The sequence below is a fragment of the Pseudomarimonas salicorniae genome, from assembly GCF_023156535.1.
In the GTDB taxonomy this organism is placed as follows: Bacteria; Pseudomonadota; Gammaproteobacteria; order Xanthomonadales; family Xanthomonadaceae; genus Pseudomarimonas; species Pseudomarimonas salicorniae.
Map to the genome: position 1 here is coordinate 110,690 of NZ_JALNMH010000012.1, position 23,819 is coordinate 134,508.

The following is a 23,819-nucleotide window of genomic DNA, read 5'->3' on the forward strand; positions in this document are numbered from 1 at the left end:
TGGCTGAAGGCCGCCGCGCACGCCTGTGCTCTGCTGCCGTTCGCTGCGCTGCTTGCCGATGTCCAGGCCGACCGGCTCGGCGCCGACCCGGTGGCCGAACTGACCCACAGGACCGGTGAGTGGGCGCTCTGGGCACTGCTTGCCTGCCTGTCGATGACGCCGCTGCGCCGTCTGCTGGGTCGTCCCTGGCCGCTCCGCTTCCGGCGCATGCTCGGCCTCTACGCGTTCTTCTACACCTCCCTGCATCTCGCGATCTACCTGGTGCTCGATCTCGGCGGATACTGGACACAGATCGGCGAGGACCTGCTCAAGCGTCCCTTCATCACCGTCGGTTTCGCATCGTGGCTGCTCATGCTGCCCCTGGCCGCCACCTCCACCCGTACGGCCATGCGCCACCTCGGACGCCGCTGGAACGCGCTGCACCGCGCCGTCTACCCGGCCGGCATCCTGGCGATCCTGCACTTCTGGTGGCAGGTGAAGGCGGACTGGCGCGAACCGGCCCTGTACGGCGTGATCCTGCTGGTGCTGCTGGCGGCGCGCGTGCGCCGCGGGGGCTCAGCGCGGACCGAGCAGGAACAGCGCGGCCAGCGCCGCGGCAAGCAGGCTCGCGGCCAGTAGCAGCCAGCCGAAACGGCCACCACCTGAGGCCTCGGCATCGCTCGGGGACTGCGGCGCCGGCGACTCGGCGCGCACCGCACGCAGGGTTTGCGTGCTGCCGGCATTGGCACCGGGCTGGATCGGCTCGTCGTCGGTCGCTGCGCCGCGCGCCGGAAGGCCCGGCGCCTCGAGCACGAATCGATGGACATCGAGAGCAATCTGGTCGCCGGGATGGAGGATGGCGTTGCGAACCGGCACCCCATTTACCACGACGCCGTCCTGGGTGCCCAGGTCGCGCAGCACGACGCGATCGCCATGCACCTCGAAAGACAGGGCCTGGTCGGGAATCTCCGCATCGTCGATGCGGATACCGGCGTCCTTGCCGCGCCCGACGACCACTCGCGACTGCAGCGAAATGCTGCGTCCGTAGAAGCCCCCGGCCACCCCGCGCAGTACCACCCTCGATGATGCGGCGCGGGCGGCAGGATCAGCGCTTTCCGGGGCGGACTGGTCAGGCACGCGGACCACGATCGACTGGTCCCGCTCCGGCTTGAGCAGCAACTGGGCGCGGCCCAGGCTCAGCACGTCACCCAGTCGCAGGAGGGCAAACTCCAGCACCTGGCGGCCGTTGACGTGCACCTGGGCACCCGCGGCAGCCACGTGCAGCAGGATGCCGCGCTGCGGATCGATGCTGATGATGGCGTGGCGGGGCAGCACGCCCTCCACCGGCAACACGATGTCGTTGCCTGCAGCCGCGCCGAGCGTCAGCTCACCGCCCTCCAGTGCTACGTCCGTGTGCTCGCCGTTGGGAAAACTGATGCGCATCGCGCGGCCCCTTCCGCCCCTCGCAGGGACTCTAGCACTGGCGGCACGGCGAGGTGAAGCATCGGGCTGACAACTGCGGCGCGCCGGCGCATGATGCGGCCACCAAGGGAGGACGCCGATGCCGACAGTTCGAGTAGAACGCCAGCACAGCAAACCGATCAAGGCCGCCAAGGCCTCAGTGGAACGCGTGGCCGAGCATATCGCGGAGCGCTTCGATGTCGAATACGAGTGGGAGGGCGAGACCCTTCACTTCCAGCGCACCGGCGTCGATGGCCATATCCATCTCGAGAAGCACAAGGTCACCGTGGTGGCCAACCTCGGGTTCCTGCTCGGGGCGTTGAAGGGGCCGGTGGAGAGGGCCATCCACGAGTACATCGACAAGGAGTTCGGCTGATCGCCGACTCCCCGGGGAGACCCTGAGCAAGTCCAGCGCCCCACGCCGGCGGGTGTGCCGCCGGCCAGCAAGGCGCGCCTCGCAGGGCGTGGCAGTGCCGCGGCAGGACACTAACCACGGGGCGTCACCGCGAAGGGCTCCGGATGACCCTCGAACAGGCGTCGGCTGACCTCCAGCTCACGCCGCGCGATCTCCTCTACAAACCCGCTGGCCCCTCCCAGCGCCCGGAAAGCGGAGAAGCCGCGCTCCAGAAAGGTCTGCAACTCGGCAAGACCCGCCGCCCTGGCTGGCCCCCGCGACAGTCGCAGCAGGGTCCCGATAGCCGGCTTCGACACCGCGCGGTCAAGGTCGATGCCGACCTGGTGGATCAGCATGACCTGGTGCCGGCGCAGTCGGCGCAAGCCCATTTTCCGGTAGGCCTCGGCGTAGGCCTCGACTGTGATCGGCGGACGCTCGATCAGGGTGTGCAGGGTCGCGGCCAGGCGCAGGTCCAGGGCGTGGCTGAGGGCGGCCAGCTCGATGGCGTCGGCCGCTGCCCCGAGCAGCTTGTCCGGGAGCACCCGGCGCATCACCGGCAGCACGCGCTCGACATCGCGGTCGCGCCCGCTGACGTCGAAGTCGCCATAGAGGTCGGACAGAAAGAACTCGGCGGCCGGCCGCTCGCGCGGCGACGCCAGGAAATCGGTAAAGCTCTCGCGCAGCCGTTCGGCCTGCCAGCGGCGCAGCGGCCCGAGCAGTGGCAGTCGGTTGCGCGGCTCGAGGTCGGGGTCGTGAAGCCGGCGGTTGGCTTCGAGCAGCTGGGGCAGTCGTGCCTGGACGGGGGATCGGCGCATGCCCCCATTATCTCCAGCCTGACGTGGTGTTGAAGTGGTCGCCGGCTTGCGCCGGCTGCGGGGCTTGCCGATGATGCCGGCATGAGTGCCCAACCCACCGCTTCGCCGCGCCGTGCCGTCCTGCTTGGGCTGCTTGCTGCCCTGCTGCTGGTGCTGCTCGCCCAACGCGGCCTGGGGCTGTGGTCGCAGTGGCAGGCCGAAGGGGCTCGGGATGCCGCGCAGACCATCGAGCACGCACTGTGGCTTCGCGGCGAGGTGCATGCATTGGCCGCAGCGGAGTCGGCCTGGATCGCGCAGGGTCGCGGCGACGGCCTGGCTCGCGCCGAGCGCCACCGCTCGGCCACCGACGCCGCTCTGGCAGGCCTCGCCCGCCACGCCCTCAGCGACAGCGCCCGGAACAACGTCCGCCAGCTTGAAGCCCTGATCGGTGAGCTGCGTGGCGAAGTGGAGCGGCTGCAGTCGCAGCGCCGGGCGACCGGCCCGGTCTTCGGTGACCGCGGACTCGCCGAGGCAGGCATAGGCGGACTGCAGGATCGCGCCGACACCCTGGTCAGCGCCCTTCACGCGGAGGCCCTTGGCCAACTGGAGTCCATCGAGTCGTCATCCGCCCTGCGCAGCATGCTTGGCTGGCTGCTCCTGCTGCTGGCCCTGCCCCTGCTCGGCCTGCAGATCTCCCTGTTGTATTTCGAAGCCCGGGCCCGGCAACGGGCCGAGGACGAGCAGCGGCGCCTGACTGCCCAGGCCGAACGCGAGCAGAAGGTCGCGCAGCGCCACGCCGGCGACCTCGACCGTCTGGGCGAGCTCGGCGACCAGCTGCGCCCGACGCGCAACATCGAAGAGATCGGCGAGGTGCTGAAGTCCTCGATGCAACACGTGCTCTCCCAGTTCCATGGTGCGCTCTACCTGCAGGCGCCTTCGCGCAACGTGATCCGCCGCCAAGTTGCCTGGGGCAAGCCCGAGGTGCCGCTCGAGGACATGTTCACCGTCGAGGACTGCTGGGCGATCCGCCGCGGCATTCCCTATCCCAACGACCCGCAGGCCCCGCCCTGCCGGCACCTGACCGAGGGCAGCGACCCCCGTCACGTGCTCTGTGTGCCGCTGATGAACCAGGGCGACGCCATCGGCGTGCTGCATCTGTCCGGCGATGTCGCCCCAGGCCGCCGCGAGCGGCGCATTGCCCAGGGCATCGCCGACCTGCTGGCCTTGTCGATCAGCCAGCTGCGCCTGCAGGAGTCGCTGCGCGTACAGTCGGTGCGCGACCCCACCACCGGGCTCTTCAACCGCCGCTACATCGATGCCTCGCTGCTTCGGGAGTGCCTGCGCGCGCGCCGCGGCCAGCAGACCCTGGCCCTCCTGCTGATCGACCTGGACGACTTCAAGCGCTTCAACGAACGCCACAGCCATGAGGCCGGCGACGCAGCGCTGGGCCAGATCGGCCAGTTGATCCAGCAGACCATCCGCCCCGAGGACATCGCTGGCCGCCACGGCGGCGAGGAGTTCCTCGTGCTGATGCCGGAGGTCGATCTCGCCACCGCGCTCGACCGTGCGGAGCTGCTGCGCCGCGCCCTGCACTCGGCGCCGATCGACCTGCACGGTCGGCGCGTGGAGGCGGTCCATTGCTCGATCGGCATCGCCCTTTACCCGCTGCACGGCAACGAGCCCGGTGTCTGCCTGCGCGCGGCGGAGAAGGCCGTTCAGCAGGCCAAGGAGCAGGGCCGCGACCGCGTCGTATCCGCACCGGTGCCCGCCAGCGAGCCCGCCGGCCAGGGGACCGGCTGAGCAGAAGCCCTTGTTTGCAGACCGCAAGCAGGGGTGATCCCTACTGCTCGCTCAGGCCACGGCCTGCTAGATTGTTCAGCAACGGAGCGCCTGGGAGAGGCAACCATGGCCGAACAGGGAAAGACGGGCGGACCCGGGGGTGACCAGCTCTCGGAGCAGCTGCATCCGATTCTCCAGGAGTGGAGCCAGCTGATCACCTCGCTGGCCAGTCTGATCCGCGAGAACGTGGAAGGGCTTCTGCCAGCCGTGTTCGGTCTCGCCAACCTCGCCCAGAGGGCTTCCGAAGCCAAGGTCTCCGCCTCGCAGGGCGCCCGCGCCGCCGGTGCCTCGCTGCGCGACCGCGCCGGCAAGCTCAAGCAGGCGATGGAACCGCTGGAACAGGCCATCGAGGCTGCACGCCCGGTCAAGGCCCTGCTCGGCCCACTGGCCGACCAGGCCCAGGTGCTCCGCGAGCGCTATCCCGACGACGCCGATCTGGCCCGCTTCCTTGACCTGCTCGGCGGCGGTGGTGATGGCGCGGCCCTGCAGCGGGTCAATACCCTGGTCGAGGCCGCCGAAGTCGTCGAAACCGCGGGGATCGGTGCGCTGGGAGAACTGGAGTCCGGGCTCGACCGCATCGACGAGATGCTGCATTCCGACACCGCCGAACTCGAGGCCGCTGCCGCGCGTGTCAAGCATTTCGTCGACTCCAGCCGCGAGGCGATCGACCAGCTGATCGTCAAGCTGCAGTTCCAGGACCGCACCGATCAGATCCTCCAGCATCTGCTGGCGGACTTCGAAAGCCTGCGCAGCGCGCTTAACGAGGTTGGGGAACAGCCCTTCGATGTCGAGGCCTGGCGAAACGAGCGGCAGCGCCGTTTCACTACCGCCGAGGAGCGCCAGGCGGGCAGCGGCAGCGTGTCCACCGACGCCGGCGATATCGAGCTCTTCTGAGAAGGCGCTCAGCGCAGCGCTACGAGTTCGTCGCCGACCTGCAGGGCGGGCAGAGGGGGCCGCAGGGCCTCTCCGGGAGAAAAGCTGCCGAGCAGGTCGACCCGACCCGGCAGGTGGAGCAGCACCTCGGTGTGCTCGCCAAAGCGTGAGGCCTCGACCGCGGCCATGAACTTGGCGGCCTGGATCGCCCGGGCCTCTAGATCATGCACCCCTTTGTGGACCCCCTCCCGGAAGACCGCGAAACGGTGGGCAGAGGGAATGACGCGATAGCTGATCATGGCGGCGGGTCCTGGCGGGAGGGCGGGGCCGGGGAGATCCGCTTCCCTGTGGATCCGCTTCGGCCCGGTGCCCGGAAGCTTGCCGGCCCGTATCCCTCGCCGGTATCGGTCGAAGCCGGCGCGCCGTGTAGGAATTTTCCTAGCCGCTCCCGGCACCGCCGAGCGTCCGCGTCAGAGCAGCGCTTCCAGCCCCTCCGAGCGCGGCGGCTCGCAGGCCTCGGATGCGGTGAACCTCAGGAACAGGATGGAGGCGCGGGCCAGTTCGTTGAAATAGAACACCAGACCGTAGCGCGCCTGTTCGGCCAGCACCTGCGCGCCCTCGATCATCACCCCATCGCGATCGGCGCGCTGCGCGCCCCGCTCCACGTGATCGAGGAAGGCCTGCACCGCAGCAGGCTCGCAGACTTCGGCTCGGTACCAGCTCATCAAGCGCAACTTCCCTAAGGCTCGACTAGCAGGTGTCACGAGCGCGACGGATCTCCCACCCCTGTTGGCCATCGCGGCAGCGTGCGCCCGGCAGCTCCTGCCCTGATCGGCAGTTGCCCGAGTCGGGCGCGAAGCAGACCTTCCGCAAAACCCGAACGTAGGAGCCAGCTTGCTGGCGATAGGCGCCCTGGATGGGACGATCGCCAGCAAGCGGGCTCCTGCATGCAACGGCATCGCAAGCTCTGCTTTGCGCCCGAACCGTGTACCCGCGCCACCCTTCCGTTTCTTTAGTGGGAGTGCCCTTGGGCACGACCGCGGAGTTGCGGCCCAGCCCCGGTCTGCGGTGCATCTGTAGCGCCTCGGTCGCGCCCAAGCGCGATCCTCCAGGAGCCCCGCCATTTGACGGGCCGGGCGAATGGAAAACATGCAACCGCAGAAGACCTCCAGCGCCTCGCGACTTGAGTGGTCGCCTCCAAGACCAGGGCAGCTTCCCCGGAGGTAAACGATCGGGAGCCGGCGGGAGGAGTGCGGTGAGAGCTGCCGGTTGCGAACCGCCAGGTTCGCGGCGCACCGAACGCCCTGCGCTGTATCAGCTCAGGGCCGGGGAATCGCGCGACCGGAGCCGCTTCGAAGAAGTGGCGGAGAGAGTGGGGTGAGGAGCGCCGCTTGCGAACCGCCAGGTTCGCGGCGCACCGAACGCCCTGCGCTGTATCAGCGCAGGGCCGGGGAGTCGCGCGACCGGAGCCGCTTCGAAGAAGTGGCGGAGAGAGTGGGATTCGAACCCACGGTGGGCGTAAACCCACGGCAGTTTTCAAGACTGCTGCCTTAAACCGCTCGGCCATCTCTCCGTCTGGTCGGCAAGTGTAGCCGCTGGTCAGACAGGCGCGAAACTGTGAACCGCGTCGACGTTCCCCTTGGTGTGGTTCGGGGCAGACTGCGCGCTGAGCCGAACCGTGGTACCCCTGATCGTGTCGAAGCGTGCCTTCTGGGCCTGGATCCTGGCAGCCCTGCCGTTGAGCGCGGCCATTGGCGGCGAGATCCTGGTCCTGCATACCCTGCCCGCCGAGCCGCGGCCGATCGCTGCGGGCAAGTCAGGTGCTGCCCTGCTGGAGCTGGCCCTGCCCGGCCGCTCGGTGGTCTTCGAACTGGAGCCGAACCGCACCCTGCTCGGCCACATGCCCGCCGACTTCCGCAAGCGCCTGGAGTGGTCGCAGGTCGAACTGTTCGAGGGCCGTGTGGCCGACGTGCCCGGAAGCTGGGTACGACTGAACCGCCAGGGCCGCACCTGGCAGGGCGCCTGGTTCGATGGCAAGACCGTGCATTTCCTCGACCCTGCTGCCGCCGCCAAGTCGATCGGCAGCGTGCCCGACGGGGCCGGACATGTGATCTACCGCATGGACGACCTGGTGATCGAGGGGCTGGCGCACGATAGCCTGCCTGCCCGCTCCAGCTACCAGTCCTTTATCAAGGACATCGGTGAGTACCTGCCGCAGGCCAAGGCGACGCTGCGCGAGTTGAACCTCACGGTCGTCACCGACACCGAGTTCACCACGCTGCACGGCAGCAACCGCGACAGCATCGTCGCCGGCCGCCTCAACGTCGTCGACGGCTTCTACCGCGCCCAGCTGTCGGTGCAGATCCGCCTGGGCACACTGCGCCATCTGACCGACAACGGCCCGCTGACCATGACACTGGCCTCAGGCGGCAGCGGCGAACCGACCCTGATCTCCACCTTCCGCAGCTATATGTCGGGCGGCGCCGGCAACAGCATCCCCAAGGGCGGCCTCAACCACCTGTTCAGCGGCAAGGACTTCGACGGCAGCACGGCCGGCGTGGCCTATGTCGGCGTGCTCTGCAGCAGCAGCTTCGGCTATGCCATCAACCAGGTACGCAGCGGCTCGGCCAGCACGGCGGTGATCATCGCCCATGAGATGGGCCACAACTTCGGCGCGAACCACGATGGCGGAACATCGAGCTGCGCCAGCGGCACATGGATCATGAGCCCTTCGGTCAACGGTGGATTGAACCAGTTCTCGCAGTGCTCACTCGATGCGATGCTGCCGCGGGCCGCCTCGGCCAGCTGCCTGACCGCGGTGACCACGGGAAGCGGCATCTACGCCAACGGTTTCGAGGGCTGAGACCCGCCCTGCCCCTGCCTTGGCAGGGTGCGCGGGATTTCCGCGGCCAGGTGGTCGATGAAGGCGCGCAGGGCGGGCAGCATGCCCCGTCGCGAGGCGAACACCGCGTGGCAGATGCCCAGTGGCAGATCCCAGGCGGGCAGCACCCGCTGTAGGTGATTGCGTTCGAATTGCTCCTGGCACATCGTTTCCGGAAGCAATGCCACGCCCAGCCCGTGCATGGCGAGGTGGCGCAGGGTCGGGAAATCCTTGGCCGCGACCCGCGGCTCGAACTCCACCCGCGCCGTCCGCCCCTCGCTGTTGTGCAGCTCCCAGCGCTGGGTACCCGGGTCGTCAATCATGCTCAGGATGCTGTGCCCGGCCAGTTCGGAAGGATGGGTCGGCTCGCCGTGCAGGCCGAGGTAGCCAGGGCTGGCTACCAGCAGTTCGCGGGTGGCGCCGAACTGGCGGACGATCAGGCCGGGATCCTCGTCGATCCGGTTGCGCACGCGGAGGGCGATATCGATGCCCTCGTCGATCACGTCCACCCGTCGGTTGCTGACCATCAGCTGCAGGCGCACCTTGGGATAGCGGGCGAGGAAGGCCGGCAGCACCTCGGCAAGCTGCACCTGGGCCAGGGCCACCGGACAGCTGACCTTGAGCAGGCCACTGGGTTCGCCGGACAGCTCGGCCACCACCATTCGCGCCGCCTCGGCCTCCTCACGCATCGCCCGCGCATGCCGGTAGACCTGAAGGCCGACATCGGTAACGGCGAAACGGCGGGTGGATCGCTGCAGAAGGCGCACACCCAGCGATTCCTCAAGCGCCGACACCCGGCGGGAAAGACGCGACTTGGGGATGCCGGTCTCACGCTCGACCGCGGCAAAGCCCGCATGCTCGACCACCAGGGCGAACAGGGCGAGGTCGTTGAGGTCGTCCATGGTGCGTGGCATCCGCGAGGCAACGGCCGCATTCCGACACAGACGGCCGCAGGCGGCAAGCGGCGCATGGGCGCCTTCCGAGGGGCGTCTCGGAAAAACCGGGGGAGCGGCGGCTGTCAGTGCGAAGGAAGGGCGCGAACCAGACCTTCCGCAAAACCCGAATGTAGGAGCCAGCTTGCTGGCGATAGGCGCCCCGGACGGGACGATCGCCAGCAAGCTGGCTCCTACAGCGGGACCGGGGCGAATGCGAACTTCGCGCACTGAATGCGCGACGCCCGAGCCTCGGCTCCGACGTCGCAAAGGTCGCACCGCGGTAGAGGTCGGCGCCGGCTGGTTGAATCCAGCGGGCCGCTCAGCCGATGCGGGTGACTCCGCCCATGTATGGCTGCAGCGCGGCCGGCACCTCGATGCTGCCGTCGGCCTGCTGGTAGTTCTCCATCACCGCGATCAGAGCGCGGCCGACGGCGACGCCGGATCCGTTGAGCGTATGCAGCAGTTCGGGCTTGTTCGTCTCGGGATTGCGCCAGCGCGCCTGCATGCGGCGGGCCTGGAAGTCGCCGCAGTTCGAGCAGGAGCTGATCTCGCGGTAGGTATTCTGGCTCGGCAGCCAGACCTCGAGGTCGAAGGTCTTCATCGCCGAGAAGCCCATGTCGCCGGTGCACAGCAGCATGCGCCGGTACGGCAGGCCGAGCTTCTCCAGCACGACCTCGGCGCAGCGGGTCATCCGCTCGTGCTCGGCCTCGCTGTCCTCCGGGCGGCAGACCGAGACCAGCTCGACCTTCTCGAACTGGTGCTGACGGATCATGCCCTTGACGTCGCGGCCGTAGCTGCCGGCCTCGGCGCGGAAGCACATCGAGTGCGCGGTCATGCGCAGCGGCAGATGGGCGGCGTCGACGATCTCGCCGCGGACCAGGTTGGTCAGCGGCACCTCGCTGGTCGGGATCAGGTAGCGCCGGCTCTCGCCGACTTCGAGCGAGAACAGGTCCTCCTCGAACTTCGGCAGCTGACCGGTGCCGTGCATGCTGTCCGGATTGACGATCAGCGGAACGTTGGTTTCGAGATAGCCGTGCTCCTGAACATGCAGGTCCAGCATGAACTGGGCCAGCGCCCGGTGCAGGCGGGCGACCGGCCCGCGCAGAACGGTGAAGCGCGATCCGCTCAGCTTGGCCGCAACCTCGCCGTCCAGCCAACCGTTCGGCGCGCCCAGATCGACATGGTCCTTGACCTCGAAGTCGAAGCTGCGCGGCTCGCCCCAGCGATGCTGTTCGGCGTTGTCCTTCTCGTCGGCGCCGGCCGGCACGCTGGCGTGCGGGATGTTCGGCACCTGCGCCAGCAGCGCATCAAGCTCGCCTCGCAGGGTCTCGAGGCGCGCCTCGGAGGCCTTCAGCTCATCGCCGAAACCGGCCACCTCGGCCATCAGGGCAGAGACGTCCTCGCCCTTGGCCTTGGCCTGGCCGATCGCCTTGGAGCGGGTATTGCGCAGGTTCTGCAGCTCCTGGGTGCGCACCTGGATCTGCTTGCGCTCGGCCTCCAGTGCCTCGAGCGCCGAGGCATCGAGCTGGAAACCCCGGGTACGGGCGAGCGTCTCGGCGGTTTCGGCCAGTCGGGCGCGGAACAGGGCAGGATCCAGCATGGCGGCACTCGCAGGGGAATCGAAAACGGCCGCGGATTATCCGGCCGCGGACCCGGACGGGGCAAATCGGCCCGCCGGTCGGGCTCTGCCGCGATGCATTCGTTTGCATTGCCTTGTGGCCGCGCCGTGCCGCCCGTGATGATCAGGTTCCTGTTCTGGGAGGAGACCGGTCCATGCGCATACCCCTGCTGCTACCCGCCGTACTGGCCCTTGCGGCGCTAACCGTGCGGGCGGAGAAGGTCGCCGAGATCGCCTCGCCCGGAAACGTGCTGAAGGTCGAGCTGCACATCGACGAGGGCCGGGCCAGCTACCGCGTGCTGCGCTTCGGCGAGGAGATCATCGCGCCCTCGCGGCTCGGCTTCCTGTTGCGCGATGCGGAAAAGCTGGAGCGCAACCTCGCCCTGCGCGAGGCAACGCGGGGCAGCCATGAAGAGACCTGGGAACAGCCCTGGGGCGAGCGCCGCTTCGTGCGCGACCACCACAATGCCCTGCGCGCAACCCTCGAAGAGACCATTCATCTCAAGCGGCACTTCGAACTCGAATTCCGCGTCTTCGATGACGGCCTGGGCTTTCGCTATCACCTGCCGAAGCAGGCGAATCTGGATCTGGTCACCATCGACGACGAGCTGACCGAGATCGCCATCGCGCCGGAATCCACCGCCTGGTGGATCCCCGCCGGCGAATGGAACCGCTACGAATACCTCTACCAGAAGACGCCCCTGCGCGAGGTCGGCCAGGCGCATACGCCGATCTCCCTGCGCACCGCGGACGGCCTTCACCTCGCCCTGCACGAGGCCGCCCTGGTCGACTACTCGGGGATGTGGCTGCGCCGGGTCAAGGGCCAGCGCTTCCGCGCCCAGCTCTCGCCGGCCTCGGAGGGCTGGAAGGTGCAGAGGCAGGCGCCCTTCCACACGCCCTGGCGGACGATCCAGATCGCCGACAGTGCGCCGGCGCTGTATCGCTCGGCCGACCTCATCCTCAACCTCAACGAGCCCAACAAGCTGGGCGACATCGGCTGGTTCACCCCGCACAAGTACGCCGGGGTCTGGTGGGAGATGCACCTCGACACCGCCAGCTGGGCGCGGGGGCCCAAGCACGGCGCCAACAACGCCAACGTTCGCAGGCATATCGACTTCGCCGCCGACAACGGCTTTCGCGGCGTGCTGGTCGAAGGCTGGAATCCCGGCTGGGACGGCAACTGGTTCGGCAACGGCAACGACTTCGACTTTACCCGTTGGGTCGACGACTTCGACCTCCCTGCCCTCGCCGCCTATGCCAAGCAGCGCGGCGTGCGCCTGATCGGCCATCACGAGACCGGCGGCGCGGTCAGCCACTACGAGAAGCAGCTGGAGGCCGCGCTGGACCTGTATGCAAAGCACGGCGTCGACGCGATCAAGACCGGCTATGTCGCCGATGCCGGCCAGATCGAGCGCAACGACGGCGATGGCGTGATCCGCCGCGAGTGGCATGACGGCCAGTGGATGGTGCGCCACCACCTGCGGGTGGTCACCGAGGCGGCCAAGCGCAGGATCGCCATCAACGCCCACGAGCCGGTCAAGGACACCGGACTGCGTCGCACCTACCCGAACTGGGTGGCCCGCGAGGGCGCACGCGGCATGGAGTATGCCGCCTGGGGCAATCCGACCAACCCGCCCGAGCACGAGGCCAACCTGGTGTTCACCCGCATGCTATCGGGACCCATGGACTTCACCCCGGGCATCCTGAGCCTCGCCGGCCGCGGCCAGGCAGTGCAGACCACCCTGGCCAAGCAGCTGGCCCTGTACGTTGTGATCTACAGCCCGATCCAGATGGTGCCTGACCTGCCCGAACACTACGCAGAGCGCGGCAAGGCCTTCCAGTTCATCCGCGACGTGCCTGCCGACTGGGCCGAGACGCGGGTGCTCAACGGCGAGATTGGCGACTACGTGACTTTCGCCCGCAAGGACCGCCGCAGCGAGGACTGGTATCTCGGCAGCCTGACCGACGAGCACGGCCGCGTGCTGGAGATCGCGCTGGATTTCCTCGATCCCGCCCGCAGCTACACCGCGCAGATCTACCGCGACGGCCAGTTCGCCCACTGGCGCGAGGCTCCGTTCGACTTCGTGGTGGAACAGCGTGAGGTGAAGGCAGGCGAGCGGATGACCCTGCGCCTGGCCGCCGGCGGCGGCACCGCGATCCGCTTCAAGGCCGAACGCCCTTAGTCGATCTCTGCTCGACTGGGCGCCCGCCCGAAACTGTCCGATGTAGGAGCCAGCTTGCTGGCGATCGGCACCCCGCAGGGAGTGATCGCCAGCAAGCTGGCTCCTACAGGGAATCGCGTGTTCAGTCTTGACGCTTGAGCCAGCGCGGGGTGATCTCGACGGTCTGCGCGGCGTCGATCAGCTGCACCGTGCCGTCCTGGATCAGGCACTGCAGATCCATGCTGCGGCCATGCAGTCCGGCCAGCGACTCCGCCGCACCCATCGGCAGGCAAAGCACCTGCAGCGGCTTCAATGCAACGAGCGCCGCGCCGTGCTTGTCCCACCACGGATCAAAGCTCCGCGGCGCGTAGCCGATCACGGTGACCGCCTCGCTGCGCCCGCAGGCGCGGCGGATGCGCGACTCGTCCGGCTGGCCGAGGTCGATCCAGTGCTCGATCCGGCCGTCCAGCGAGCGCTGCCAGAGGTCCGGCTCGTCATCGCTGCTGACACCGCGGCCGAACTGCAGCAGCTCGTCGGCGAACAGACTGAAAGCGAGCAGACGGACCATCAGCCGCTCGACGGTCTCCGAGGGGTGCTGGGCAAGGGTCAGTGCATGGGCGGCGTAGTAGCCGCGGTCCATGTCGCTGACCTGCAGCTGCGCCTTGCAGACGGTGGCCTTCAGCGCCATGCGCGACTCATGGCGACTGCACCGAGATCTTCTCGTGGGTCTCGGCCACCTGCATCAGCGCCGCGCTGCCGTACCAGGGCACGTACTCGGCGACCATCTCGCCATTGACGATCACCGGATCGGCCTCGGTCCAGCTCCTGGCCTCCTCCGGGCTGGCGGTGGCCATCAGGAACAGGCCGCGCCAGCCGTCCTCGTTCTGGCCGAAGGGTCCGGCCACGGCCAGCTTGCCCTCGTCGGCCAGCCGCTTGATGTTGGCGAAATGGCCGGCAAACATGGCCTTGCGCGCCTCGCCCTCGGGCATTCTGTTCGGGCCGGTCTTGAGGATCACCAGCACATAGGGGCGCATGCCGTACTCATCAGCGCCCAGACGCTTGGCGAGCGCAGGGTCGGCCGGTGCCGGCGCGGGCGGCGACTCGGCCGCCAGCGGCAGCGACAGGACCAGCAGCGCGCAGAGCGCGGCGGCAGAGCGGATCATTGCGATCACCTCGTGGCTCAGGGGCGATCAGGGTACCTGCGCGAGCGGCATCCGGTCACGGGCGCATGGCCTGCGCTATCTTCGCGCGGTCACCCGGAAGGTCTCACCATGCAAGAGCACCCCGAGCCGAGGTCCGACCCCAGCCGACGGGGCGAGCGCCTCACCCTTGCCTACCTGGCGCGGCGCACCCGCCAGGAGCTGCTTGATCTTGATCGCGGTCTGCTCGGCACGGCCTGGGACCTGCTCTGGCGGCCGGGGCAGGTGACCACGGCTTTTATCGAGGGCCGCCTGACGCGCTACTACAGCCCGGCGCGCTACTTCGTCATCATCACCGCGGTGACGGTGCTGGTCGGAGCGGCCAATGCGCCGCTGCTGGACGAAGGCATGATCCGCGTGCTGCAGGGGCGCCTCTCGCTGGAGCGGGAGGTAGCAGCGAGTTGGGTCGCGGACTGGAACGCCGTGCTCTATGCCCCGCTCATGCTCTGCTTGGCGCTGTGCCAACGCTACTTCTTCCGCGAGCGGGCGCTGAACCTCGCCGAGCACCTGGTCATCGCGACCTACGGCTGGTCGCAGCTGCTGGCGGTCGGGCTGGCGGCCCTGTGGATCGGCCAGGGGCTGCGCGAACTGGGCCTGCAGCCCGGGGCGGTGACGCTCACCCTGTTGGTGCCGCCGGCGTGGTGGCTTTACTACTGCGCCGGCGCGCTGCGCCTGCGCAGCGCCTTCGACTGGATCAGGGCCCCGGTCGTGCTGATCTCGGCCCTGGTGCTGTTCCTCGCAGTCATGGCCCTTGGGGCGGGTCTGGCGGCCTCCCTGCGCGCCGGGCTCGGCAGCTGAACTGCGCGAAGTCGCCATCGCTCGCCGCAGGCACCGGCGAAACTTCCGGTTATCGGCTTCCCGGCCATCGCCTGCGGCAGGGCGATAGAGTGGCGGGGTGCGCGCCGCGTCGCTCCTGCTGCTGATCGCCCTGCCCGGCCCGCTGGCCGCGCAGTCATTCTGCACGCCGGTGACTGCCGAGCCGCTGGACGCACCGACCGTGGTCGGCAATGGCACGCCCGGCAGCATCACCCGTACCGCGCTGCAGGCGGCGCTGGATGCCGGCGGACCGATCCTGCTCGACCAGGGTCCGGCGCCGACCACCGTGGTCGTCGACCAGACCCTCGTCGCCGGCCGCGGCCTGGTGCTGGATGGCGGCGGCCTGGTCACCCTGTCCGGCGGCAACGGCCGCCGCATCCTCAGCTTGGTCAACCCCGACCCGCGCCCGGACGCGCCGCAGTTCACCGTGACCCTGCAGAACATATCGTTCCGCGATGCGCGCAGCAGCGGCCGCGGCGGTGCGATCTACAAGGAGCACGACTTCGAGTTCCCGCACAAGCTCAGCCTGAAGCTGGTCAACTGCCTGTTCGAGAACAACCATGCGCCGTTGGATGGAAGCACACAGGACGACGGCGGCGGCGCGTTCTACGGCGAACTCTTGCAGCGCATCGACATCGGCGGCTGCACCTTCCGCAACAACTCCGGCAGCAACGGCGGCGCGCTGTATTCGCTGGGCAGCCGCGAGATCAATATCGTCGACAGCGTGTTCGAGACCAACGCCGCCATCGGCACCGGCGGCAATCCGGGCAATGGCGGCAACGGCGGCGCCTTCGGCGTCGACGGCGGCGACCGGCGGGTCGATGTCTGCCGCAGCCGCTTCATCGGCAACACCAGCAATGCCTTCGGCGCCGGCTTCTTCAGCGTGATGTACGACGCCACCAGCCGCAGCCGCTTCGAGGATGTCGAGTTCCGCGGCAACCGCCAGCTGAGCAACAGCCAGCACAGCGGCGGCGCCTATATCCAGGACGGCCCGTGGGCCATGGAGCGGGTCAGCTTCATCGACAACGAGGCGCGCGGCTTCGGCGGGCTGTTCGTTGCCGGCAACGCGCCCGGCCTGATCCGCAACGGAACCTTCGTCGGCAATATCGCCCGCGAAGGGCTGGGCGCCGCCATGGCCCTGCCCAGCGGCGCGCCCATCGAGATCATCAACACGACGATCGCCCACAATGTCTCGACCGCAGCGTTCGCCGCCGGCATCAGCATCGGCAGCCCCAACCAGCTGCGGCTCGCCAATACCGTCTTTGCCTACAACCGGGGCGGCAATGTCTTCGTCAACTGGGCGATGAACAACCCGGCCAGCTTTGACGGGGGCGGCAACCAGCAGTGGCCTGCCCAGCGCCAGAGCGGCAATACCAACGGCGGCGCGGAGACGCCGGTGACCGCCGGCGCCAGCTTCGCCGACCCGCTGTTGCCCGGCGCTGCCGCTAACAACGGCGGCTTCGTCCCGACCCTCGCTGCACCGGCGAACAGCCCGCTGATCAACAGCGGGGTGGCCAGCGTCGCCGGATCGGGCACGCCGGTCCCGCCCACCGACGCCCGCGGCGAACCGCGCGTCGGCGCCGTCGACCGTGGCAGCTTCGAGCGCCAGCCGGACGGGCGGATCTTCTTCGACGGGTTCGAGACGCCTTGAGAGATTGCGGGGAACCATCCAAGGACGGACAAACGGTCAGCAAGGGCGCAGAGTGCGCCTTCGCCCCGGTCCCGCTGTAGGAGTCAGCTTGCTGGCGATCGTACCGTCCGGGGCGCCTATCGCCAGCAAGCTGGCTCCTACACGCGGATTTTGCGGAACGTCCGCTTCGCGCCCGAGCCGGGCATGGCGATCACCTTTGCAACGAAGCCCCACTGTGGGAGTGGGCTTGCCCGTGACCGCAGCGCTACAGATTCACAACAGACTGCGGCCAGATCGGAACTCTGCGGTCGCGCCCAAGGGCACTCCCACAGAAACACGGCCCGTTTGATGGCCCCCGGCGAATGGGAACCCTGCGCCCATGGTTCGCACTCGACCCGCCGCTAGACCGCGCCGAGCAGTTCCAGGCGGTTGCCGGCGATGCGGAAGGTGGGGCCGCGGCGGCGGCCGTGGCCGTCGTCCAGGATCCAGGTCTCGAACGGCCGCCGGGAAAGCAGCCAGGCGCGCAGCCGGCGGCTGCCCTCGACCAGGTGAAGGACCACGCTGCCTTCGCCGAGGTGTTCGATGCGGAACAGGATCAGCTTGCGCCGTCCGAGTCGAAGCAGGTTTCCGTAGCGCTCGATATGACGCTCGATCTGCATGGCACGCTCCCTGGGCCGTGTTGCCTTCCGCGTTCTTGCGGCAGATGCAAAGCTAGCTCTGCTCGGCGTACGAATACGTTAAGCCGGGATGACCGTTGTATTCGGTTCAGCGCTGCCTCTCCAACGGCCGCGAAGGAGCCCGGAATCAGGCGAAGCCGACACCCATCAGGAAGCCGCCCATCCAGCAGTAGAGCAGCCACAGGCGCAACGGCTGCAGCGGGCCGCGTGGCGCCCGGATCGCCAACGCGGGCGCCCGGGCAAGCATTGCGACAGGGCTGCTCACGGCTGCACCAGCGGACGGGCCGGACTCGGCAGCAACCAGCCCAGGAAGGCCAGCACCGCCACCGGCAATGAGAACGGCAGCAGGACCGTGTGGAGGACCGCAAACCCGCTATCGCTGCCGACCACCAGGGCGACGGCGCCGCCTACCAGCAAGGCGGTCACCCCGACATAGAGCAGGAATCCGGCGATCGCCGCGCGCCTGCGCGCCAGCGGCAGCAGGCTGCAGGTCATCAGCAGGGCCCAGGCGGCCACGCCCAGCGACAGCAGGGCGGTCTCGAATCCACCCGAGCGGTACATCAGCATCAGGGCGACCAGGATGGCCGGGAAGGCCAAACGATAGGCCGTGGTGAACACCAGCATGGCGACCAGCTGCCACCATGGCCGGCGAGCGGCCGCCAGGCCCGGCAGCAGCGCCGCCTCGGCCAGGCCGTGGCCCTCGTCCCGCCAGAGCCCGCGCAAGCGGGTGATCAGGGTCAACGGGATGGCCAGCGACCAGATTCCGATGATCGCCAGCAGGGCAGCGTCCGGCCCGCGGTGTGTGTTCTCTCCACCCAGCGCGATCGAGGCGAGAAAGCCCACCGCCAGCAGCATCCAGCCGCTGCCCGTCAGGTAGTTTCGCCAGCCGAGTGGGGCCAGCGGACCGCAGAGCAGGACCGACATCGAGAGCAGCCGGGACCCGGGCCCAGCGGACCTGGGCACCCGCGCCCCCTTCTCGTCGACCCAGTTCAGGCTTGGATCCTGGGGTTCCACGCGGCCGCCGGTGCGCCCCCGTTCGGCGATCGACTGCACCTGGGGCGACGCCCTGCCCGCCGCACCGGTCATCTGCATGGTGCGCCGCCAGCGCTGCAGGCCCATCGCCAGCATCGCCGCGACCAGGAACCAGAGCAGGGCCATGAAACCCGCACCTTCGCCGAGATCCGGACCCCACGCCTTGCGCAGCCAGGGCGGCACGGCAATGATCGCCACCAGCAAGAGCACACCCATCACCGGGGTCAGCACGAGGAAGGCGATACCGGCGGAAAATGCCAGGCAGTGCGCCAGCAGGGTCCAGCTCACCGGCGCTCCGAGCAGGATCAGCAGCAGGCTCGGCAGCAAGGTTCCGACGATGCCGAGCAGCAGGGTGGCGGACTCGACCTGACGCCGGCCGCCGGACAGGCCGAGCGACTCGGCATGCTGCTGCAGCTGCCACAGCCGCGGCAGGAACAGGATCCAGCCCATCCAGGCCGGAAGCGCCAGCATGAAGGGGACGAAAGCGCCTGACGCCCCCTCCCCTCCCACAGTCAGGAGAAGCACCGCGATACCCGCCATCAACACGTAGAACAGCCAGAACAGCACGGTGCCGCGCAGCCGGAACGTGGCGCGCAGGGTGCCGGTCATCGCGCTCATTCGACCACCTCCACGAACAGGTCCTCAAGGCCGAGCCGGTCGAACTGCAATGCGCCCTCGCGCAGCGGCGCCGGCCAGGCGTCGCGCTGGTCGAGGCTGAGCAGCAGGCGCAGGCCTTCGGCGGGCTGGCCGCGACGGCGCAGTTCGCCGGGCAGGCGATCAGGGAGCAGCGCAGCGAGTGACGGCGGCAGCTGCACGCTGGCATAGCGCTCCTTCATGCCATCTAGCTCGCCCTCGACCAGCAGCCGGCCGCGATCGACGAAGGCGACGTGGGAGGCGACCCGCTCGAGGTCGGACAGGATGTGCGTCGAAAACAGCACGGTGGCGCCGCTGTCGCTGGCCAGCAGGGCGATCTCACGCAGCAGGTCGCGGCGCGCGACCGGATCCAGCGCGGCGGCCGGCTCGTCCAGCACCAGCAGATCCGGCCGGGCGGCCAGGGCGCGGATCAGCGCCAGCCGCTGGCGCTCGCCGGGGCTCAGCTGGTCCATGCGCTGCGCCGGATCGATCTCCCAGCGCTGCATCAATCGCGCGGCCAGGGCGGCGTCCCAGCGCGGGTAGAAGCGGCCGACGAAGTCCAGCATCTCGGAGGCGCGCAGCCAGCCAAGCGCATTGGGCTGCTGCGGGACATAGGCCAGCCGGGCCTTCGCCCCGTCGCCCAGCCTGTGGCTCGGTTCACCGAAGACCTGGCACTCGCCGCCGTCGTGCTCGATCAGACCAAGCAGGCAGCGGATCAGGGTCGACTTGCCGGCGCCGTTGCGGCCGATCAGTCCCAGCACCTGGCCCTCGCCCAGCTGGAAGTCGATCCCATCCAGCACCTGCTTGGCGCCGTAGCGCTTGGACAGGCGGCTTGCCGACAGCGGAGCGGAATGGCTCATCTCATTTCTCCATCAGTTGGCGCAGGCGCGGCAGCACCTCGTCGCCGGGAAGTTCAAGGTCGTGCGCGCGTTGGGCGACCTCGTGCAAAAGCGGATCGAGCTGGGCCAGCCGTTCGGCAAGCGGCTGCGGTCGACGCGCGGTGGCGGCAACGACCATGCCCTTGCCGCGCAGCCGCTCGAGCACGCCCTCGGCCTCCAGCTGGCTGTAGGCCTTGGAAACGGTCATCGGATTGATCGCGTGCGCCGCGGCGATCTCGCGTACCGAAGGCAGGGCGTCGCCGGCCTGCAGCTGGCCGCCGGCCACCAGCCGGCGCACCTGATCGGCGATCTGCCGGTAGATCGGCTCGGGCAGGCTCGGTTGTATGCGGAACAGGCTTGCGTCCATGTGTATCAGTAGACCAATACACATGGACCATGTCAATACGCCCGGTCGTTGGTGCCTCAGGGGGGGGCGGTTCACTGCGAGGACAGCTGCCGTCGCGTGAACTGTGTGGCGGGAGCGGAGGACCCTGCCCTGTCGGGCACAAGGAGCACGCATGGATACGCAACCCAAGCCGCATGTGGTGATCGTCGGCGGCGGATTCGCCGGTCTATGGGCCACCCGGGCACTGGCCGGCGCCCCGCTGCGCATCAGCCTGGTCGATCGCTGCAACCACCATCTGTTCCAGCCCCTGCTCTACCAGGTGGCGACGGCCGGCCTGTCGGCGCCGGACATCGCCGCCCCGCTGCGCCACATCCTGCGCGGCCAGCGCAACGTGACCGTGCTGCTCGACGAGGTGACCGGCATCGACCGGAGCGAGCGAACGCTGCGTCTTCGCGAGGGCGGGGGCCTCGGCTACGACTATCTGCTGGTGGCCAGCGGCGCGACCCATGCCTACTTCGGCCACGACGAGTGGACGCCCCACGCCCCCGGCCTCAAGACCCTCGATGACGCCTTCGGCATCCGCCGCCGCCTGCTGCTGGCCTTCGAGCGTGCCGAGGCCGAGAGCGATCCTGCCCGTCGCGCCGCGTTGCTGACCTTCGTCATCGTCGGCGCCGGCCCGACCGGTGTCGAGCTGGCCGGCACCCTGGCAGAGATCGCCCGTCACACCCTGAACAGGGAGTTCCGCCATATTGACCCGCGCGCGGCGCGGGTAATCCTCGCCGAAGCCGGGCCACGCGTGCTGTCCTCGTTCCCCGAGTCGCTTTCCAAAGCGGCCCGCCGGCAGCTGGAGCGCCTGGGAGTCGAAGTACACACAGGCGGCGCCATCGAGCGCATCGACGCCGATCACGTGCAGCTGGCCGGCCAGCGCATCGCCACGCGCAGCGTGGTCTGGGCAGCCGGCGTCGCCGCCTCGCCGCTGGGCGCCCTGCTCGGGGCGCCGCTGGATCGCGCCGGGCGGGTCCAGGTCGAGCCCGATCTCGGGTTGCCGGGGGATCCCCGGGTGTTCGTGGCGGGCGATCTCGCGGCCATCAGCCAGGACGGCCGGCCGGTGCCGGGCGTCGCTCCCGCAGCCAAGCAGATGGGCCGGTACGTGGCCCGCGCCATCCGGGCGCGCATCGCCGGACGCAAGGCGCGACCCTTCCGCTACCGCGACTTCGGCAATCTCGCCACCATCGGCCGCAGGGCTGCCGTGGTCGACCTGCGCGGGCTGCGTTTCTCCGGGGTGCTGGCCTGGTGGTTCTGGCTGGCCGCGCACGTGTTCTTCCTGATCGGCTTCCGCAACCGGCTGGTGGTGCTGATCAACTGGGCCTGGTCCTACTGGACGTATCAGCGCAATGCGCGAATCATCGTCGAGCCCAGACCGTCATCGGCCGTGAGCCGTCGTCGTGCGGAGAAGCCAGAGGAGGCGGCAACCGGCTGAGCCGGCCACGGGGCTGCTAACCTGCGCCCCCCGATCGCCCCCGCCCCGATGAGCCGCATCCTCTCCCCCCTGCTCGACCGCTCCACCCTGCTCTCCCTGCGCGCGGCGCAGGAGGCCGGCGAACGCGCATGGCAAGGCAGCCTCGATCTCGGCCGCAGCGAGGAAACGGTAGGGCTCGACGCCGAGGGCTTCGGCTGGCGCGGTCAGCACTATCCCTGGCCGGACCCGCCGCGCGAGCGCACCCTGCTTTACTGGGACGGCGGCGCTTTCGCCCCGGTACAGCGCTTCGGCGGATCGCTGATCAAGCTGGTGCCCACCGACTGGCGGGCACCCACCTTCGAGATCGACGGGATCAAGATGCTGCCGACCTCGAAGGTGTCGCCGTGGGAGGACGCCGGACACAAGGTCGCGCTGGTCGCCCCGGCCGGCAAATGCATCCTCGACTGCTGCGGCGGTCTCGGCTACTACGCGGCCTGGTGTCTGGCCGGCGGCGCGGCGGCGGTCGAGAGCTTCGAGAAGAACCCCGACGTGCTCTGGCTGCGCCAGCTCAACCCCTGGTCCCCCGACGCCGACGATCCCGCGAACGGCGGGCGCTTTCGGCTGACCCGTGCCGACATCTCAAAGCACATCGCTTCACTTCCGGATAGAAGCTTCGACGCGGTGATGCACGACCCACCGCGCTTCGGGATCGCCGGCGAACTGTACTCCCAGGTCTTCTACGACCACCTGGCCCGCGTGCTGCGCCCCGGCGGCCTGATGTTCCACTACACCGGCGCGCCCAACGCGAAGACCAGCGGCCGCGACGTGCCCGGCGAGGTCATCCGCCGACTCGAGCGGGCAGGCTTTGCCGCCGAGCGCCGGCTGGATGGGGTGTTCGCCAGGTCCAGAGCCGGGCGGATGCGGCAGAACGGGTAGTCCGGGCGCATTCTTGCCGTTCGCCGCGCCTTCGGATGTGCGGGCTTTTCGTAGGAGCGGACATGGCCGCGACCGCGGAGGTTCGCCCTTGCCGCGGTCTGTGGTTAATACGCCATGCCGCGGTCGCGCCCATGTGCGCTCAGACAGTCGGGCTGCGTTGGGCTTCAGCGAAGCCCCATAGGGTGTGCCTTGGGCGCACCGATTCGGGCGTTCGGACGGTATGTCCGGTGCGGCCAGCCGCACCCTATGCACGTCTGCTTTGCGCCCGGAACGCGCACCCGGATCGACTCGATCCTCTCGGATCCTGATTGACGGCGCTCTGCGCCAGAGTCGGGACTCCGGGCAGTGTCATGGCTTACCCGCAGAGCCCCTACGGGTGAGCGCCCGCGCCTAGCCCGTCTCGGCCAGGGCGGCGCGCATGTAGGCACGCGCATCCTCGGCCAGATCCTCGTGGTCGAGAGCAAAGCGGATGGTGGCCTCGACGAGGCCGATCCGGCTGCCGCAGTCGAAGCGACGGCCCTCGAACTCATAGGCCAGTACGGTGTTGCTCTCGGTCAGCCGGGCGATGGCATCGGTGAGCTGGATCTCGCCACCCTTGCCCGGCTCGGTCTGGCGCAGCAGCTCGAAGACCTTGCCGGACAGCACGTAGCGACCGACCACGGCGCGGGTGCTGGGGGCGACGTCGGGTGCCGGCTTCTCGACCATGCCGTGGATGCGCGCCGGGTTGCTGCTGTCACCAGCGGTGTCGACGATGCCGTAGCTTCCCGTCTGCGCGCGCGGCACGTCCTGCACCGCGATCACGCTGGCGTTGCGCGAATGGGCGATGTCCACCATCTGGCCGAGCGCGCCGCGACCGCGGCTCCAGATCAGGTCGTCCGGCAGCAGCACGGCGAAGGGCTCGTTGCCGACCACCGGCTCGGCGCAGAGCACCGCGTGGCCAAGGCCCAGCGCCTCGGCCTGGGTGACGAACACCGCCCGCACATGCGGCGGCAGCACCTCGCGGATCATCGTCAGCAGCTCGGTCTTGCCCGAGCGCTCCAGCTTGTGCTCGAGCTCGTAGGCCTTGTCGAAATAGTCGGCGACGGCGTGCTTGTAGCGGTTGGTGACGAAGACCAGGGTGTCGCAGCCGGCCTCGATCGCCTCGTCCACCGCGTACTGGATCAGCGGCTTGTCGACGATCGGCAGCATTTCCTTGGGCACGGTCTTGGTCGCCGGCAGGAAGCGGGTGCCGAGACCGGCGACGGGGAATACGGCCTTGCGGACTTTCAGCATGGTGG

At 69.0% G+C, this 23,819-nt stretch carries 24 protein-coding genes and 1 tRNA gene; 10 read left to right on the forward strand and 15 right to left on the reverse strand.

The features are described 5' to 3' along the window. Positions 1 to 3: 3 nt before the first annotated feature. Positions 4 to 618 (forward strand): protein-methionine-sulfoxide reductase heme-binding subunit MsrQ, encoded by a 615-nt coding sequence (locus M0G41_RS14590; protein WP_425511262.1) that lies wholly within the window; start codon positions 4 to 6, stop codon positions 616 to 618. Here M0G41_RS14590 and M0G41_RS14595 read toward each other — a convergent pair. Beyond that, positions 556 to 1,422 carry an FHA domain-containing protein gene (locus tag M0G41_RS14595; protein ID WP_248210582.1) on the reverse strand — a complete coding sequence of 289 codons (867 nt, stop codon included), beginning with the start codon at positions 1,420 to 1,422 and terminating at the stop codon, positions 556 to 558. The genes M0G41_RS14590 and M0G41_RS14595 overlap by 63 nt on opposite strands. A 118-nt stretch (positions 1,423 to 1,540) precedes the next feature. Here M0G41_RS14595 and M0G41_RS14600 point away from each other — a divergent pair, with 118 nt between their 5' ends. Continuing rightward, complete coding sequence (locus M0G41_RS14600) at positions 1,541 to 1,816, forward strand: polyhydroxyalkanoic acid system family protein (protein ID WP_248210583.1); 276 nt, start codon at positions 1,541 to 1,543, stop codon at positions 1,814 to 1,816. 110 nt (positions 1,817 to 1,926) lie between these two features. Here M0G41_RS14600 and M0G41_RS14605 read toward each other — a convergent pair whose 3' ends face one another. Then, complete coding sequence (locus M0G41_RS14605; RefSeq protein ID WP_248210584.1) at positions 1,927 to 2,649, reverse strand: DUF8198 family protein; 723 nt, start codon at positions 2,647 to 2,649, stop codon at positions 1,927 to 1,929. A gap of 81 nt (positions 2,650 to 2,730) precedes the next feature. Between M0G41_RS14605 and M0G41_RS14610 the strand changes: the two genes are divergently transcribed. Beyond that, the gene (locus M0G41_RS14610; RefSeq protein ID WP_248210585.1) at positions 2,731 to 4,428 is read left to right on the forward strand and encodes a sensor domain-containing diguanylate cyclase; all 1,698 of its coding nucleotides are present in this window, start codon (positions 2,731 to 2,733) and stop codon (positions 4,426 to 4,428) included. A gap of 105 nt (positions 4,429 to 4,533) precedes the next feature. Beyond that, complete coding sequence (locus tag M0G41_RS14615; RefSeq protein ID WP_248210586.1) at positions 4,534 to 5,361, forward strand: hypothetical protein; 828 nt, start codon at positions 4,534 to 4,536, stop codon at positions 5,359 to 5,361. 8 nt (positions 5,362 to 5,369) lie between these two features. On the opposite strand, the gene M0G41_RS14620 is transcribed toward M0G41_RS14615, so the two are convergent. From M0G41_RS14620 to M0G41_RS14630, 3 genes are all read right to left on the reverse strand, one after another. Then, on the reverse strand, positions 5,370 to 5,639 hold the full coding sequence (locus M0G41_RS14620; protein WP_248210587.1) for a hypothetical protein: 270 nt from the start codon (positions 5,637 to 5,639) through the stop codon (positions 5,370 to 5,372). A 171-nt stretch (positions 5,640 to 5,810) separates the two neighbouring features. Then, positions 5,811 to 6,065 (reverse strand): hypothetical protein, encoded by a 255-nt coding sequence (locus M0G41_RS14625; RefSeq protein ID WP_248210589.1) that lies wholly within the window; start codon positions 6,063 to 6,065, stop codon positions 5,811 to 5,813. Between the two features lie 758 nt (positions 6,066 to 6,823). Beyond that, positions 6,824 to 6,913 (reverse strand) — tRNA-Ser (locus M0G41_RS14630). Between the two features lie 105 nt (positions 6,914 to 7,018). On the opposite strand from M0G41_RS14630, the gene M0G41_RS14635 reads away from it, so the two are divergent. Further along, complete coding sequence (locus M0G41_RS14635) at positions 7,019 to 8,203, forward strand: M12 family metallo-peptidase (RefSeq protein WP_248210591.1); 1,185 nt, start codon at positions 7,019 to 7,021, stop codon at positions 8,201 to 8,203. On the opposite strand, the gene M0G41_RS14640 is transcribed toward M0G41_RS14635, so the two are convergent. Both M0G41_RS14640 and serS read right to left on the reverse strand, forming a co-directional pair. Continuing rightward, positions 8,179 to 9,123, reverse strand: coding sequence for a LysR family transcriptional regulator (locus M0G41_RS14640; RefSeq protein ID WP_343226494.1), 945 nt, complete (start codon positions 9,121 to 9,123; stop codon positions 8,179 to 8,181). The two genes, M0G41_RS14635 and M0G41_RS14640, sit on opposite strands and share 25 nt — an antisense overlap. 352 nt (positions 9,124 to 9,475) lie before the next feature. Further along, positions 9,476 to 10,756: a serine--tRNA ligase gene (gene serS / locus M0G41_RS14645; protein ID WP_248210592.1), complete on the reverse strand. Its 1,281-nt coding sequence runs from the start codon at positions 10,754 to 10,756 to the stop codon at positions 9,476 to 9,478. Positions 10,757 to 10,929: 173 nt separating this feature from the next. Here serS and M0G41_RS14650 point away from each other — a divergent pair, with 173 nt between their 5' ends. Beyond that, a complete protein-coding gene (locus M0G41_RS14650) occupies positions 10,930 to 12,957 on the forward strand; it encodes a glycoside hydrolase family 97 protein (protein WP_248210593.1) in 2,028 nt (675 codons plus the stop codon). Positions 12,958 to 13,078: 121 nt separating this feature from the next. On the opposite strand, the gene M0G41_RS14655 is transcribed toward M0G41_RS14650, so the two are convergent. Beyond that, a complete protein-coding gene (locus M0G41_RS14655; RefSeq protein ID WP_248210594.1) occupies positions 13,079 to 13,624 on the reverse strand; it encodes a YaeQ family protein in 546 nt (181 codons plus the stop codon). A 7-nt stretch (positions 13,625 to 13,631) separates the two neighbouring features. Then, entirely contained in the window at positions 13,632 to 14,099 is a 468-nt protein-coding gene (locus M0G41_RS14660; RefSeq protein WP_248210595.1) for a YciI family protein, read from the reverse strand. Between the two features lie 108 nt (positions 14,100 to 14,207). Here M0G41_RS14660 and M0G41_RS14665 point away from each other — a divergent pair, with 108 nt between their 5' ends. Both M0G41_RS14665 and M0G41_RS18865 read left to right on the forward strand, forming a co-directional pair. Further along, positions 14,208 to 14,933 carry a DUF3667 domain-containing protein gene (locus tag M0G41_RS14665; protein WP_248210597.1) on the forward strand — a complete coding sequence of 242 codons (726 nt, stop codon included), beginning with the start codon at positions 14,208 to 14,210 and terminating at the stop codon, positions 14,931 to 14,933. A gap of 97 nt (positions 14,934 to 15,030) precedes the next feature. Further along, positions 15,031 to 16,602, forward strand: coding sequence for a choice-of-anchor Q domain-containing protein (locus M0G41_RS18865; RefSeq protein WP_248210598.1), 1,572 nt, complete (start codon positions 15,031 to 15,033; stop codon positions 16,600 to 16,602). 380 nt (positions 16,603 to 16,982) lie between these two features. On the opposite strand, the gene M0G41_RS14675 is transcribed toward M0G41_RS18865, so the two are convergent. The 5 genes from M0G41_RS14675 to M0G41_RS14695 form a co-directional block, all read right to left on the reverse strand. Further along, positions 16,983 to 17,240 carry a hypothetical protein gene (locus tag M0G41_RS14675; RefSeq protein WP_248210599.1) on the reverse strand — a complete coding sequence of 86 codons (258 nt, stop codon included), beginning with the start codon at positions 17,238 to 17,240 and terminating at the stop codon, positions 16,983 to 16,985. Positions 17,241 to 17,385: 145 nt separating this feature from the next. Further along, positions 17,386 to 17,523, reverse strand: a complete 138-nt coding sequence (locus M0G41_RS14680; protein WP_248210600.1) for a hypothetical protein — start codon at positions 17,521 to 17,523, stop codon at positions 17,386 to 17,388. Further along, positions 17,520 to 18,908 carry a hypothetical protein gene (locus M0G41_RS14685; protein WP_248210601.1) on the reverse strand — a complete coding sequence of 463 codons (1,389 nt, stop codon included), beginning with the start codon at positions 18,906 to 18,908 and terminating at the stop codon, positions 17,520 to 17,522. The genes M0G41_RS14680 and M0G41_RS14685 overlap by 4 nt, the downstream gene beginning before the upstream one ends. Continuing rightward, positions 18,905 to 19,783, reverse strand: coding sequence for an ABC transporter ATP-binding protein (locus M0G41_RS14690; protein WP_248210602.1), 879 nt, complete (start codon positions 19,781 to 19,783; stop codon positions 18,905 to 18,907). Before M0G41_RS14690 ends, M0G41_RS14685 begins: the two co-directional genes overlap by 4 nt. 1 nt (position 19,784) lies before the next feature. Further along, complete coding sequence (locus tag M0G41_RS14695) at positions 19,785 to 20,168, reverse strand: GntR family transcriptional regulator (protein WP_248210603.1); 384 nt, start codon at positions 20,166 to 20,168, stop codon at positions 19,785 to 19,787. Positions 20,169 to 20,319: 151 nt separating this feature from the next. Between M0G41_RS14695 and M0G41_RS14700 the strand changes: the two genes are divergently transcribed. Beyond that, positions 20,320 to 21,627, forward strand: coding sequence for an NAD(P)/FAD-dependent oxidoreductase (locus M0G41_RS14700; protein WP_248210605.1), 1,308 nt, complete (start codon positions 20,320 to 20,322; stop codon positions 21,625 to 21,627). 48 nt (positions 21,628 to 21,675) lie between these two features. Beyond that, entirely contained in the window at positions 21,676 to 22,542 is an 867-nt protein-coding gene (locus M0G41_RS14705) for a class I SAM-dependent methyltransferase (RefSeq protein ID WP_248210607.1), read from the forward strand. 390 nt (positions 22,543 to 22,932) lie between these two features. Here M0G41_RS14705 and galU read toward each other — a convergent pair whose 3' ends face one another. Next, entirely contained in the window at positions 22,933 to 23,814 is an 882-nt protein-coding gene (galU, locus tag M0G41_RS14710) for a UTP--glucose-1-phosphate uridylyltransferase GalU (RefSeq protein ID WP_248210609.1), read from the reverse strand. Positions 23,815 to 23,819: the final 5 nt, after the last annotated feature.